13 protein-coding genes, 1 tRNA gene and 2 pseudogenes are annotated in these 12510 nt (G+C 73.0%); 10 read left to right on the top strand and 6 right to left on the bottom strand.

The window, feature by feature from the left end:
* Positions 1-993 (bottom strand): DNA topoisomerase IB, encoded by a 993-nt coding sequence (locus QE370_RS00150; protein ID WP_253025844.1) that lies wholly within the window; start codon positions 991-993, stop codon positions 1-3.
* A gap of 85 nt (positions 994-1078) precedes the next feature.
* Between QE370_RS00150 and QE370_RS00145 the strand changes: the two genes are divergently transcribed.
* The gene (locus QE370_RS00145; RefSeq protein WP_253025846.1) at positions 1079-2050 is read left to right on the top strand and encodes a PHB depolymerase family esterase; all 972 of its coding nucleotides are present in this window, start codon (positions 1079-1081) and stop codon (positions 2048-2050) included.
* Positions 2051-2197: 147 nt separating this feature from the next.
* Here the strand turns inward: QE370_RS00145 and QE370_RS00140 are convergent, their stop codons facing one another.
* Positions 2198-3598, bottom strand: coding sequence for a short-chain fatty acyl-CoA regulator family protein (locus tag QE370_RS00140; protein WP_309632988.1), 1401 nt, complete (start codon positions 3596-3598; stop codon positions 2198-2200).
* 177 nt (positions 3599-3775) lie between these two features.
* Here QE370_RS00140 and aceA point away from each other — a divergent pair, with 177 nt between their 5' ends.
* The 4 genes from aceA to QE370_RS00120 all read left to right on the top strand — a co-directional run bounded on the left by aceA (position 3776) and on the right by QE370_RS00120 (position 7100).
* A complete protein-coding gene (aceA, locus tag QE370_RS00135; RefSeq protein ID WP_309632987.1) occupies positions 3776-5068 on the top strand; it encodes an isocitrate lyase in 1293 nt (430 codons plus the stop codon).
* Positions 5068-6681 (top strand): malate synthase A, encoded by a 1614-nt coding sequence (gene aceB, locus QE370_RS00130; protein ID WP_309632986.1) that lies wholly within the window; start codon positions 5068-5070, stop codon positions 6679-6681. The genes aceA and aceB overlap by 1 nt, the downstream gene beginning before the upstream one ends.
* Positions 6678-6929: a 3-hydroxyacyl-CoA dehydrogenase NAD-binding domain-containing protein gene (locus tag QE370_RS00125; RefSeq protein WP_309632985.1), complete on the top strand. Its 252-nt coding sequence runs from the start codon at positions 6678-6680 to the stop codon at positions 6927-6929. The genes aceB and QE370_RS00125 overlap by 4 nt, the downstream gene beginning before the upstream one ends.
* 95 nt (positions 6930-7024) lie before the next feature.
* Positions 7025-7100 (top strand) — tRNA-Arg (locus QE370_RS00120).
* A gap of 173 nt (positions 7101-7273) precedes the next feature.
* Here the strand turns inward: QE370_RS00120 and QE370_RS00115 are convergent.
* Positions 7274-8452, bottom strand: a pseudogene (locus QE370_RS00115) (PQQ-dependent sugar dehydrogenase).
* A gap of 134 nt (positions 8453-8586) precedes the next feature.
* Between QE370_RS00115 and QE370_RS00110 the strand changes: the two are divergent.
* The 4 genes from QE370_RS00110 (at position 8587) to QE370_RS00095 (ending at position 10946) form a co-directional block, all read left to right on the top strand.
* On the top strand, positions 8587-8871 hold the full coding sequence (locus QE370_RS00110; protein ID WP_309632984.1) for a hypothetical protein: 285 nt from the start codon (positions 8587-8589) through the stop codon (positions 8869-8871).
* 132 nt (positions 8872-9003) lie between these two features.
* Entirely contained in the window at positions 9004-9777 is a 774-nt protein-coding gene (locus tag QE370_RS00105; RefSeq protein ID WP_067861756.1) for an HAD-IIA family hydrolase, read from the top strand.
* 100 nt (positions 9778-9877) lie between these two features.
* Entirely contained in the window at positions 9878-10774 is an 897-nt protein-coding gene (locus tag QE370_RS00100; RefSeq protein ID WP_309632983.1) for an NAD(P)-dependent oxidoreductase, read from the top strand.
* Positions 10764-10946 carry a hypothetical protein gene (locus QE370_RS00095; protein WP_253025866.1) on the top strand — a complete coding sequence of 61 codons (183 nt, stop codon included), beginning with the start codon at positions 10764-10766 and terminating at the stop codon, positions 10944-10946. The genes QE370_RS00100 and QE370_RS00095 overlap by 11 nt, the downstream gene beginning before the upstream one ends.
* A 31-nt stretch (positions 10947-10977) precedes the next feature.
* Here QE370_RS00095 and mscL read toward each other — a convergent pair whose 3' ends face one another.
* Both mscL and QE370_RS00085 read right to left on the bottom strand, forming a co-directional pair.
* Positions 10978-11361, bottom strand: coding sequence for a large conductance mechanosensitive channel protein MscL (mscL, locus tag QE370_RS00090; RefSeq protein ID WP_253025868.1), 384 nt, complete (start codon positions 11359-11361; stop codon positions 10978-10980).
* A gap of 91 nt (positions 11362-11452) precedes the next feature.
* Entirely contained in the window at positions 11453-12055 is a 603-nt protein-coding gene (locus tag QE370_RS00085) for an SAF domain-containing protein (protein WP_309632982.1), read from the bottom strand.
* A 78-nt stretch (positions 12056-12133) separates the two neighbouring features.
* Here QE370_RS00085 and QE370_RS00080 point away from each other — a divergent pair, with 78 nt between their 5' ends.
* Complete coding sequence (locus QE370_RS00080) at positions 12134-12289, top strand: hypothetical protein (RefSeq protein WP_309635282.1); 156 nt, start codon at positions 12134-12136, stop codon at positions 12287-12289.
* A gap of 62 nt (positions 12290-12351) precedes the next feature.
* Here the strand turns inward: QE370_RS00080 and QE370_RS18115 are convergent.
* A pseudogene (locus QE370_RS18115) lies at positions 12352-12396 on the bottom strand (hypothetical protein); the annotation flags it as partial.
* Positions 12397-12510 lie beyond the last annotated feature (114 nt).

The following is a 12510-nucleotide window of genomic DNA, read 5'->3' as shown; positions in this document are numbered from 1 at the left end:
TCAGGCCTTCCCGAGCAGCTCCAGCACCTGCTTCTCCAGGGTGCGGCTGACGGGCTCGCCGGGTGCGACCGGACGGTGGCCGCCTGCGACGACCACGCCGTCGCCGAACAGGTCCACGACGCGGGGGTCCACGTAGGAGGAGCGGGCGACGGCAGGCGTGTTGCCCAGGTGCTCGGCGACCTCCCGCATGGCAGCCGCGACCGACTTCTTGCGGGCGGTCTTGGTCGACGCGTCCGACGACGAGAGCGCGGCCGCGGCGATCACCGTGCCGCGCCAGGTGCGGAAGTCCTTGGCCGAGTACTCCTCGCCCAGCACCTCCTTGACGTAGTCGTTGACGGCCGTGGCGCCCAGCGTCGACCACCCGTCGCCGCCCCGGTAGGCGAGCAGGACGTCACCGCCGGTGCGTCGGCGGCGCAGCGGCTCGAGGGCCGCGACGAGCCGCTCGTCGCGCAGCGAGACCTCCAGGTCCTGGCCGCTCTTGGCGACGTACTCGAACACGAGCGAGTCGCCGTCGCGGCGCACGTGCTGCTTCTCGATCGTGGTCAGCCCGTAGCTGCCGTTCTCGTCGGTGTAGCGGTCCGAGCCGACCCGGAAGATGCCGAGGTCGAGCAGGCAGAAGGCGAGCGCCGCCGTGCTCCGCAGCGTCGCGTCGTCCGCCACCTCCTCGCGCGCGCCGTCACGCGCCTCCAGCAGCGCCGTCGCGAAGCCCTCCATGTGCTGGAACTTCTCGGCGTCGCGACGCTCCCGCCAGGCCGGGTGGTAGAGGTACTGCCGGCGTCCGGCGTCGTCGGTGCCGACCGCCTGGAGGTGGCCGTTCTCGGCCGGGCAGATCCAGACCTTCGTCCAGGCGGGCGGGATGACGAGCTCCTTGCAGCGCGCCACGTCGATCTCCTCCAGCGGCGCGCCGTCCTGGTCGAGGTAGCGGAACCCTCGGCCGTGCTTGACCCGCGTCCAGCCGGCCATGGACGGTGACGTGCGACGCAGGCGGACCATGGTCCGACCGTAGGCGGGGCGTCGGACGGCCGCGAGCCGAGCGACTCGGGCGGACGGGTTCGTGCCGAGCAGGCAGACTACGAGGGTGCGAGCACTCGTCGCGGTCGTCGCGTTGTCCCTGGCCCTCTCGGCCTGCACGCGTGACGGCGGCACCGACCGGGCCGAGCCGTCGGCGTCCGCGACCCCGACGACCTCCGCGCCCGCCGGTGGCGCGAAGGGATGCGGCAGCGTCCCGGACGACATCACCGGAGGCACCCGCGACGTGACCCGCACGATCGACGTCGACGGCTCGGAACGGTCGTACGTCGTGCACGTCCCGCCCGGGTACGACGGACGACGGGCCCTCCCGGTGGTGTACCTCTTCCACGGGCTGGGCAGCAACGCCCCGCAGGTGCTCACCTACTCGGGCTTCCCGACCGTGGCCGACGAGCGCGACTTCATCGTCGTGGCGCCGCAGGCGCTCGAGCCCCGCCGCGAGTGGGACGTCATGGCCACCGCCGACCAGCCCCGCTCGGACGCCGCCTTCTGGCTGCAGCTCAGCGAGCGGCTCGGCGACGAGTGGTGCGTCGACACCGACCGCCAGTTCGCGGCGGGCATGTCGAACGGCTCGGCGGTGGTCTTCGCGATGGCCTGCCGCGGTGTCTACCCGTTCCGTGCCTACGGCGGCGTCGCGGCCACCTTCTACGACGAGGCCGCCTGCGGCGACGCCCCGCCGACGTCGTTCATCTACTTCCACGGGACCGGCGACGAGGTGGTCCCGTACCAGGGCGGCGAGACGCCGATCTTCCCCGTCCGGGCAGTGCAGACGGTGCTCGGCGACTGGGCCGGCCACGACGGCTGCGCACGCGAGCCGCGTCGTCAGGACGTCGCCTCCGACGTGGTCCGCGAGACGTGGCGCGGGTGCTCCGACGGCAGCCGGCTGCAGGCCTACGTCATCGACGACGGCGGTCACACCTGGCCCGGGGCCGGCTTCGAGGTGCCGGTGCTGGGCAGGACGACGTCGTCGGTCGACGCCACCAGGCTCATGGCCGACTTCTTCGGGCTGAAGGCGCCCTGACCCCGACCTCGACCGTGGCCGTCGCAGGCCTGGCCGTGCGAGGGTCGCGAGCACTACCGTTTGGAGCGGCTTCCCCCGCGTCGACCCCTGGAGGGCCTCGGGCCCGGGCGCGGGGGGAGCTCGCCGCGCCGGTGACGTGGCCCGTGGTCAGACCGGCCGGCCAACACCGTAGGGGTCGAAGGAGCTGCGCCGCTCGTCGACCTGCAGCGGACGACCGATCGGCGGCGCCGCACGCTGCGGGCAGCGAGGGCGGTCGCACGTGCGGCAGCCGGGACCGATGGGCATGACGTCCGGCTCGGCGAGGTCCAGGCCCGCGCTGTAGACGAGGCGACCCGCCTGGCGCAGCTCGCAGCCCAGGCCGATGACGAAGGTCTTGGCAGCGCTGCCGTAGCCACCGCGGCGCCGGGTGACGGTCCTCGCAGTCCACAGGTAGCGCTGGCCGTCGGGCATCTCCGCCACCTGCACGTCGACCTGCCCGGGGGAGGCGAAGGCGTCGTAGACGTTCCACAGCGGGCAGGTCCCGCCGCTGCGCGAGAAGTGGAAGCCGGTGGCCGACACGCGCTTGGAGATGTTCCCCGCCTTGTCCACGCGCACGAAGATGAACGGCACGCCGCGCAGCTCCGCCCGCTGGAGCGTGCTGAGCCGGTGCGCCGCGGTCTCGTAGCCGACGCCGAAGTGCTCGGCCAGCACCTCGACGTCGTAGCGCAGGCGCTCGGCGGCGCGGAAGAAGGGGCGGTAGGGGAGGATCAGCGCCCCGGCGAAGTAGTGCGCCAGACCGATGCGTGCCAGGGCGCGGGTGGTGTCGTCGGGCCAGGTCTCGGCGTCGAGGACGGTGTCGAGGACGTCGGCCGCCTCGAGGTAGGCCAGCTGGGTGGCCATCCGGAACGCCTGCTGCCCCGGGCGGAGGTCCGGCGCGAGGCGCAGCGTCCGGGTCGTCTCGTCGTACTCGAGCGTGCTGCGCCCGTCTGGCTCGGTGGTCGCGACGGTGACGCCGTGGGCCGACTGCAGGTGCCGTCGCAGGTGGTGACGCACCTCCAGACGTCGCGTCCCGATGGACCGCGCGAGGTCCTCCGCAGCGCGGTCGACGGGGTCGATGTAGTTCTGGTGCCGGTAGAAGAAGTCGCGGACGTGCTCGTGCGGCATCAGGGCCTGCGCCGCGGTGCGCCGGTCCGTCAAGGCCTCCAGGGCCGCCACGGCGTCGCGGTAGCGCCGGTGCAGCTGCACGATCGCCTCGGCCACCTCGGGCATGGACCCCGCGACCTGCTGCAGGTCCGACAGCGGCAGGCCGGTCGCGCCGCCGGCCTCGGGGAGCGCCTCCCGCAGCTCCGCGAGCTGGCGGGCGGTGTCGCGGGGGCTGAAGAACGCCGGGTCGACCCCGAACACCTCGGTGAGCCGCACCAGCACGGTGACCGTCAGGGGGCGGGTGTCGTGCTCGATCTGGTTGAGGTAGCTGGCCGAGATCGCCAGGATCCGGGCGAGCTCGACCTGGCTGAGGCCGCGCTCCTCGCGCAGTCGGCGCAGCCGCGCACCTGCGTAGAGCTTGTCCATGCGCTCACCGTAGGCGATCTGTGAAAGGTCGAGCCTTCGCAATCTTGGCAAAAGCGGCGGTCTTGGTCGTCAGAACCTGGCGTCGTGCGTCCCTTCACCTCGGTTCCGGCGGCCGCTGCACTGGATCCCGAGACGCCCCGGATCACCCGGACCGGGAGCACTGCACCAGGAGCGACGATGACGAACCAGAACCCCGCCCCGACCGCCGAGCAGCTCGACGCCGCCTGGGCGTCCGACCCGCGGTGGGCGACCGTGAAGCGTGACTACACCGGCGCCGACGTCGTGCGCCTGCGCGGCACCGTGCAGGAGGCGCACACCCTCGCCGACCTCGGCGCCCGCAAGCTGTGGGAGTACGTCTCCGGTCAGGTCCAGGGCGTCGACTACGTGAACGCGCTCGGCGCCCTCACCGGCAACCAGGCCGTGCAGCAGGTCCGCGCCGGTCTGCGCGCCATCTACCTGTCGGGCTGGCAGGTCGCCGCCGACGCGAACCTCGCCGGACAGACCTACCCCGACCAGAGCCTCTACCCGGCCAACTCGGTGCCCGCCGTCGTGCGCCGCATCAACAACGCCCTGCAGCGCGCCGACCAGCTCGAGCACGCCGAGGGGCAGGTGACCCGCGACTGGTTCGCCCCGATCGTCGCCGACGCGGAGGCCGGGTTCGGTGGCCCGCTCAACGCCTACGAGCTGATGCGGGCGATGATCGCCGCCGGCGCCGCGGGCGTGCACTGGGAGGACCAGCTCGCGAGCGAGAAGAAGTGCGGCCACCTGGGCGGGAAGGTCCTGGTGCCGACCCAGCAGCACGTCCGCACCCTCAACGCGGCGCGCCTCGCCGCCGACGTGGCCGGCGTGCCGACGGTCGTCATCGCCCGCACGGACGCCCAGGCCGCGACGCTCCTCACCAGCGACGTCGACGAGCGCGACCGGCGCTTCCTGACCGGTGGGCGCACCTCGGAGGGCTTCTTCGAGGTGTCGAACGGCATCGACCCGTGCATCGACCGTGGCCTCGCCTACGCCGAGTACGCGGACCTGCTGTGGATGGAGACGTCCGAGCCGGACCTCGAGCTGGCCCGCCAGTACGCGGAGGCGATCAAGAAGGAGCACCCCGACCAGCTGCTCGCCTACAACTGCTCGCCGTCGTTCAACTGGCGCAAGCACCTCGACGACGCGACCATCGCGAGGTTCCAGCGCGAGCTCGGCGCGATGGGCTACACCTTCCAGTTCATCACCCTCGCCGGCTTCCACGCGCTCAACCACTCGATGTTCGACCTCGCCCACGGGTACGCGCGCACCGGCATGAGCGCCTACGTCGAGCTGCAGGAGCGCGAGTTCGGCGACGAGGCGCGCGGCTACACCGCCACGAAGCACCAGCGCGAGGCGGGCACGGGCTACTTCGACGCCCTCAGCACGACCATCAACCCGGCGTCGTCCACCACGGCGCTGACCGGGTCGACCGAGGAGGCGCAGTTCTGATGTGTGCACCCACGCGCAACGACATGCAGGTGCTCGGCCCGGTCGGGCCGCGTGACCACGAGGTGTTCAGCGACGGCGGGCTCGGCATCCTGCGCATGCTGCACGACCGGTTCGACGGACGCCGTCGCGAGCTGCTGCGCCTGCGTCGCGACCGGGACCTCGCAGCCGGCCCCAGCGGGGGCCCCGACTTCCTGGCCGAGACCGCCGGGATCCGCGAGGACCCGTCCTGGAGGGTGGCGGGGGCCGGTCCCGGCCTGGAGGACCGGCGGGTCGAGATCACCGGGCCGGTCGACCGCAAGATGACGATCAACGCGCTCAACTCCGGCGCGCAGGGCTGGCTGGCGGACTTCGAGGACGCGACGAGCCCGTCGTGGCGCAACGTCGTCGACGGCCAGCTGAACCTGCACGACGCGGTCAGCCGAGTGATCGAGCACGAGGAGAACGGCAAGCGGTACGTGCTGGAGGACGGTCCCCTGGCGACGATCATCGTGCGCCCCCGGGGCCTGCACCTCGACGAGGAGCACCTGCGCATCAAGGGGGCACCCATCGCCGGAGCGCTCTTCGACTTCGGTCTCTACGTGCACCACAACGCCAGGCGGCTCATCGAGCAGGGCACGGGGCCGTACTTCTACCTGCCGAAGCTCGAGAGCCACCTCGAGGCGCGCTGGTGGGACGACGTGTTCACCCGCACCGAGCAGTGGCTGCGCATCCCGCACGGCACGATCCGCGCGACGGTGCTCATCGAGACGCTGCCCGCGGCCTTCGAGATGGAGGAGATCCTCTACGAGCTGCGCGACCACGCCGCCGGTCTCAACGCGGGCCGCTGGGACTACATCTTCAGCACGATCAAGAACCTCGGGGCCGACCCGGCCTACGTGCTGCCGGACCGCGCCGACGTGACGATGACCGTGCCGTTCATGCGCGCCTACACCGAGCTGCTCGTCAAGACCTGCCACCGACGTGGCGCGCACGCCATCGGCGGCATGGCGGCCGTCATCCCGAGCAGGGACGAGGACCGCAACCGCGACGCCCTGGCGAAGGTCCGGGCCGACAAGGAGCGCGAGGCGGCCGCCGGGTACGACGGGTCGTGGGTGGCGCACCCCGGCCTGGTCCCGACGTGCCGTGACGCCTTCACGGCGGTGCTCGGCGACCGGCCGAACCAGGTCGACCGGCAGCGTGACGACGTCGAGGTGTCGGCCGCGGACCTGCTCGACGTCGCTGCCACGCCGGGCGAGGTCACGGCCCAGGGCCTGCGGGCGAACGTCTCGGTCCTCGTCCGCTACGTCGACGCGTGGCTCGACGGCCGCGGCGCGGTCGGGCTCGACGGGCTGATGGAGGACGCTGCGACGGCGGAGATCTCGCGCTGCCAGCTCTGGCAGTGGTGCCGGCACGCGACGCCGATCGACGGCGGCGGTGTCGTGACGCGCTTCCGGGTCGCGGCGCTGCTGGAGCAGGAGCTCGACACGTTGGAGCAGGCGGGACGGCCGCCCGAGCGCATCGAGGCGCTGCGCCACGTCGTGCGGCGGGGTGCGCTCGGGGACGACCTCCCCGCGTTCCTCACCGACGACGCCTACCGACGTTTCCTCGTGACCCGCGAGGAGGCGGCGGCGTGAGCGACCCGCTCGCGATCGGCGTCCTCGGCGGCGGCCTGATGGGATCCGGCATCGCCGAGGTGTGCGCCCGCGCCGGCCACGACGTGCTCCTCGTCGAGGCCGACGCGAGCGCACGGGACGGAGGCCGCGACCGGGTCGCGGCCTCCGTGACCCGTGCGGTGGAAGAGGAGGCCGACGGCGGGACCGACGTGGGCCTTCCTGGTCGCAGGAGAAGCCGCCGCCCCCGGCCCTCACCCTCCGCGTCCTGACGCCCGAACCGGAGCTCGGCTCACGCCCCGCTGCTCCGCGACGTCGGCCCGGTACGCTGCACTGGGCGCGTCGCGGTGATCGCACGCACCCGCGGGCCCCCGTAGCTCAGGGGATAGAGCAACGGTTTCCTAAACCGCAGGTCGCAGGTTCGAATCCTGCCGGGGGCACCAACCGACGCGGCTCGCTACTCAGCGGCGGCGAACTGGAGACTCTGGGTCCCTGCGCGGAGGGTCGAAGGATGCTGCGTTGGTGTCGGGATCCCGTCGCGAACGCAGAAGCGTCCGACCTCCAGCGCACCGACGCAGAGTCCTGCGTGCCCCTGGCTTCGGGCGAGTCCCCCGCCTCACCCCCGCGGCGCCACCCGCAGGATCTTGTCGTCCGTGCCGTTCGAGGTGGTCACGTACAGCACCCCGCCCGGTCCGCGCTGCACGCCGCGCAGCCGGCCGTAGGTGCCGGAGAGCTCCGACGGGGTGTACTGACGCACCAGGCGACGGCTGCTGTCGAAGGTCAGCAGGCGCAGGCTCGTGCCCTTGAGGGTCGCCACCGCGAGCGCGCCGTCGAGGCTTCCCCAGCCCGACCCGCTCACGAAGTCGGCGCCGCTGGTCGCGACCGTCGACGTGCCCGACCTCCAGGCCGCGTGGCGCTGGGTGCCGGGAAGGGCGTCGTCGGTCATCGGGGAGTTCGCGCCCTCGTTGTAGTCGGGGTCGCCCTACGCGCGCGGCACGGGGTTCCACCCGTAGTTGCCGCCCTTGACGAGCACGTTCACCTCGTCGTCGCGGTAGGAGCCCTGCTCGACCGACCACATCTGTCCCGTCGACGGCTGACGGACGACTCCCTGCACGTTGCGGTGGCCGTACGTCCAGACCCGGCGCTGCATCGCCGTGCGGGCCGAGGCCCAGGGGTTGTCGTCGTATCCCCGGCCGGTCGTCGCCGAGACGCGCAGCACCTTGCCGCCGCCGGACGTCAACGACTGCGGGATGCCACCGCGCGCCGCGTCGCCCGTGCCGATGAACAGCGAGTCGGCCTTGCCCCGACGCAGCGCGCAGCCGCCGTGGCGGCCCGTGCTCGACGGCAGGCCGACCACCACGTTGCGGACGAACGTCGCCCGGCCGGCCGACCGGTCGAGGCGCCACGCGACCACCCGGACGTCCCGCACGTCGCCCGAGCGGTAGCCGTGGCAGGTGTAGAAGACGCCGCTGCGGGCGAAGTCGGCGGACTTCTCGAGGCCCATGAGGCCGGTCTCGCCGCCCGACCACATGCCGGCGGGACGCGAGAGCACGACCGTCGAGCGTCCCTGCGGGTCGCGCAGGGTGACCGACAGCCGGTCGCGCTGGGTGTAGAGCATCGACCCGTCCGGGAGGAAGGTGAGCGCCCACGGATGCTGCAGGCCTGCCTGCACCACCCGCACGTCGAGAGGTGGCGGGTCGGCCGCCGCCGTGGCGGCCGGTGCCCCTCCGGCGAGGGCGGCGCCGGCGCAGAGCGCCCCGCCGAGGACGGCCGTGACCACGCGTCGGGCTCTCATCGCCTCAGTATCCGCCTCTCGGCCCGATCTGCCAGCCGCGCGAGCCGTTCACCCGCCCGCCATCCGTTCGACGCGCGCCCGCGGCCGTGCCGTCGTACGCTCGCGGCACCCGCACCAGCACCCGTGGAGGGACCATGTCCCGTTCGACCGAGGACACCTGGACCGTCGTCGTGTACGAGGTCAGCGGCGTGCGCGAGCAGCAGGACATCCTCGCCGACTTCCACACGGCCGCGATGAGCGGTGTCGTCGCGCTGGGCACCCAGGGCGACCTCGGGACGTACGTGGTCGTGGAGTGCCGCACCGACGACGACGCGTGGCTCGTCGAGGCCGTGGTGCACCAGATCGACCCGCACGCGCACCGACGCAGCGAGCACCCGCACCGCCCCGTCGTGGGGCCCGCCGTGCCTGCCGACGGCTGACGCCTGCACGTGCGCCCGGGCTGCGACGCAGCGCGCCTAGGATGAGGACGGACCCGTCGCCGACGGGTCGGCCCGACGATCCCGCCCGCAGGAGCTCCCTTGACCAAGCCCGTCGCCTCGTGGCTCACCGACATGGACGGCGTGCTGGTGCACGAGGAGCGCGCCATCCCGGGTGCGGCCGAGTTCATCGCGGCGCTGCGTCGTCACGAGCGGCCGTTCCTCGTGCTCACGAACAACTCGATCTTCACCCCGCGCGACCTGCGCGCGCGGCTCCACGCGGCCGGCCTCGACATCCCGCAGGAGTCGATCTGGACGTCCGCGCTGGCCACCGCGAAGTTCCTCAGCGAGCAGCGTCCGGAGGGCACGGCCTACGTGATCGGCGAGGCGGGGCTGACCACCGCGCTGCACGACGTCGGGTACGTCATGACCACGAGGGACCCGGAGTACGTGGTGCTGGGTGAGACCCGCACCTACTCCTTCGAGGCGATCACGAAGGCCATCCAGCTCATCGAGAGCGGCGCGCGGTTCATCGCCACCAACCCCGACCCGACGGGCCCGTCGCCGTCGGGCAGCCTCCCCGCCACCGGCTCGGTCGCCGCCCTCATCACCAAGGCCACGGGGGTCGAGCCGTACTTCGTCGGCAAGCCCAACCCGCTCATGATGCGCACGGCGCTCAACCGGATCGAGGCGCACTCCGAGACGACGGTCATGATCGGCGACCGGATGGACACCGACGTGCTGTCCGGGCTCGAGGCGGGCCTGCGCTCGATCCTGGTCCTGACCGGCTCGACGGCGCCCGGACAGGTGGAGCGCTTCCCGTTCCGGCCGACCCGCGTCGTCGACTCCATCGCCGACGTGGTCCCGCTCGTGACGGAGCTGGCGGAGGGCGACGCGGACGGGGCCTGAGGGCTCGTCGGGTACCCTGGTCCGATCACGTCGCCCGATCGGCGGTCGTGAGAACGTCCACGCACGACGGAACATCACCCGACGTCACGGAGCCAGAACGTTGAAGGTCTTTCTCACCGGAGCCAGCGGAGTCATGGGCCGGTCCGCCACGACCGCCCTCGTCGCCGCCGGCCACGAGGTCGTCGGCCTGGTGCGCTCCGAGCGTGCCGCCCGCGTCGCCGAGGCGCACGGTGCGAGGCCCCACCGTGGCACCGTCTTCGACGTCGACGCCATGGCGGCAGGCATGCAGGGCTGCGACGCCGTCGTGAACTTCGCGGGCCGCATGCCCGTGGGTCTCGCGATGCTGCGGCCCGGCGCCTGGCGCCAGAACGACCGCATCCGCGCGGTCGGCTCGCGCCGGGTGGCCGAGGCCATGCTGGCTGCGGGCGTCCCGCGGCTCGTGCAGCAGAGCCGCTCGTCGATCTACGCCGACGGCGGTGACGCCTGGATCGACGAGCTGGCGCCGGTCGAGATCACCCGCGACACCGACACGGTGGCCGAGGCCGAGCAGCACGCCCGGGCCCTCGGACGACGCGGCCGCGACGTGGTCGTGCTGCGCTTCGGCCAGATCGTCGGGCCCGACCCTGGCTCGCGCTGGCTGCTGCGGCGCGCCCGATCGGGCCGGCCCACGGGCTGGGGCGAGCCGTCGTCGTGGGTGCACCTGGTGCACGTCGACGACGTCGGCACGGCCGCCGAGGCCGCGCTGACCGCCCCGGCCGGCGTCTACAACGTGGGCGCGGAGCCGTGCCGTCGCGAGGACCTCGCCGAGCAGCTGGCTCTCGCCGGCGGACGACGCGGCGGTCGTTTCCACCACCGCGTCACGCAGCGGCTCGCGGGGGTGCGGCTGGAGACCTTCGGACGCTCCCAGCGCGTCACCTCCCAGCGCTTCGGCGACCGCGCCGGTTGGCACCCGATGTTCCCGAAGCTCACCCCGGACTGGTTCGACGGTGTCCTCTGACGACCTGACGCCCGACGCCGCTGAGCAGGCGCGTCGGCGCCGCGCGGCCCTGCTGCTGGGCGACCTGCTGCCCGACACCACGCGCGACGAGCGCGGCGACGACGGGACGTCCGCAGGTTCGCGTCGCGACGACGAGCTGCTGCGGGACGTCCCGCCCCACCACGGCGGCTGAGCCCGGAGGTCCCGCCTCGGGGCTCTCGGCGTCAGGGGTTCTGGCGCTGCAGCGAGTCGCGGATCTCGCGCAGGAGCTGGATGTCCTCGCTGACGCCGGCCGGCTCCTCCTCCTTGCCGCGTGCGAGCCTCTCGTTGATCGTCTTCATGGGCACCACGACGACGAAGTACACGACCGCGGCCGTGAGCACGAAGGTGATGACGGCGGTGATGAAGGCGCCGTAGGTGAAGTCCTGGCCGTTGACGGTCAGCACGCCCCCGGCCTTGCCGCCGCCGCTGACCAGCCCGATGAGCGGGTTGATGAACGACGTCGTGAACGCGGTGACCAGCGCGGTGAACGCGGTGCCGATGACGACGGCCACGGCGAGGTCGACGATGTTCCCGCGCAGCAGGAAGTCCTTGAATCCCTTGATCATGTGTCCCCCTAGGACGTCGGTGAAGGTCGTGCACGAGCCTAGGGGTTCGCGACGACGCCGCGCGGCGTCCCACCCACCGGGCGAGGCGCGGTCAGTCGTCGCCCGCCTCGGCCACGACGCTCAGCTGAGCCTCCACGCCCACCCGGGCGAGCTCGAGCGCGGTCTCGCGCGGGACGGTGAGCCACAGGGTCGGGGCGTCGGACCCGTCGGGGTCGGGCAGGGCCGCCACCACTGCGCCCGAGGCCGCCACGGACGCGCGCGGGCCGCCCGCGCCCGTCGCCACCGCGAGCACCTCGACCCGGTCACCCACCCGCAGGCCCTGTCCGCCGGCCGCGTCGGCGAGCCGCACGGCCGTCACCACGTGGTCCGGAGGCAGACCGTCGACCGGTCCGGCCGCCAGGAGGCGGACGTCGGTGAAGGCCTCGCCCCGACGCATCGGCCCGCCGACCCGCCGGCCGACGAGGTCGTCGGACGACAGCAGGTGCTGGGGCGCCGCCGCGGCCGGCAGCAGCGAGGAGGTGACGTCGCGGGCGGAGAGCACCGTGCCGCTGGCGAGGTCGCGGGCGGCGACGGCCACCTCCACCTGGTCGGGCGGACGTCGCACCGACGCGAGGGCCAGCAGCACCGCGAGAGCCGTGCACAGGGCCGCGAGCAGACGACGGTGCTCGAGCAGGGCGGAGCGCAGACGGTCCATCCGCCCACGCTAGGCAGCGCGCCGGGCCCCGTTCCAGCGCGTCTCCACAGGGGAGCCGCTCAGGCGGCCGAGCCGCCCGTGGACGACGAGCCGCTGCCCGAGGTCGACGTGCCGGACGACGACCCGCCCGACGACGAGGAGGTCGACGACGTCGTGCCCGACGACGAGGAGCTCGAGGAGGACGAGCTCGAGGTGTCCGACGACGTGCTCGTGCTGCGGCTGTCGGTGCGGTAGAAGCCCGACCCCTTGAACACGACGCCCACCGCGTTGAACACCTTGCGGAGCCGGCCCTGGCACGCGGGGCACTCGGTCAGCGCATCGTCGGTGAACGACTGGTGCACCTCGAGCGCGTTGCCGCACTCGGTGCACTGGTACTGGTAGGTCGGCACGGTCTTCTCTCCTGGATGTCACCGGTCGGCGGGTGCCGCTCCGGCACGAGGTCTCCGACGTCAAAG

This window comes from Aeromicrobium sp. SORGH_AS_0981 (assembly GCF_031453195.1).
In the GTDB taxonomy this organism is placed as follows: Bacteria; Actinomycetota; Actinomycetes; order Propionibacteriales; family Nocardioidaceae; genus Aeromicrobium.
This window is presented reverse-complemented; position numbering and strand designations above follow the sequence as displayed.

What these genes read in the sequence shown, in the direction of transcription:
- QE370_RS00150 (WP_253025844.1), bottom strand. Translation starts at nt 993, where the DNA reads ATGGTCCGCCTGCGTCGCACGTCACCGTCCATGGCCGGCTGGACGCGG.
- QE370_RS00140 (WP_309632988.1), bottom strand. Translation starts at nt 3,598, where the DNA reads ATGGACAAGCTCTACGCAGGTGCGCGGCTGCGCCGACTGCGCGAGGAG.
- aceA (WP_309632987.1), top strand. Translation starts at nt 3,776, where the DNA reads ATGACGAACCAGAACCCCGCCCCGACCGCCGAGCAGCTCGACGCCGCC.
- aceB (WP_309632986.1), top strand. Translation starts at nt 5,068, where the DNA reads ATGTGTGCACCCACGCGCAACGACATGCAGGTGCTCGGCCCGGTCGGG.
- QE370_RS00110 (WP_309632984.1), top strand. Translation starts at nt 8,587, where the DNA reads ATGTCCCGTTCGACCGAGGACACCTGGACCGTCGTCGTGTACGAGGTC.
- QE370_RS00105 (WP_067861756.1), top strand. Translation starts at nt 9,004, where the DNA reads ATGGACGGCGTGCTGGTGCACGAGGAGCGCGCCATCCCGGGTGCGGCC.
- mscL (WP_253025868.1), bottom strand. Translation starts at nt 11,361, where the DNA reads ATGATCAAGGGATTCAAGGACTTCCTGCTGCGCGGGAACATCGTCGAC.
- QE370_RS00085 (WP_309632982.1), bottom strand. Translation starts at nt 12,055, where the DNA reads ATGGACCGTCTGCGCTCCGCCCTGCTCGAGCACCGTCGTCTGCTCGCG.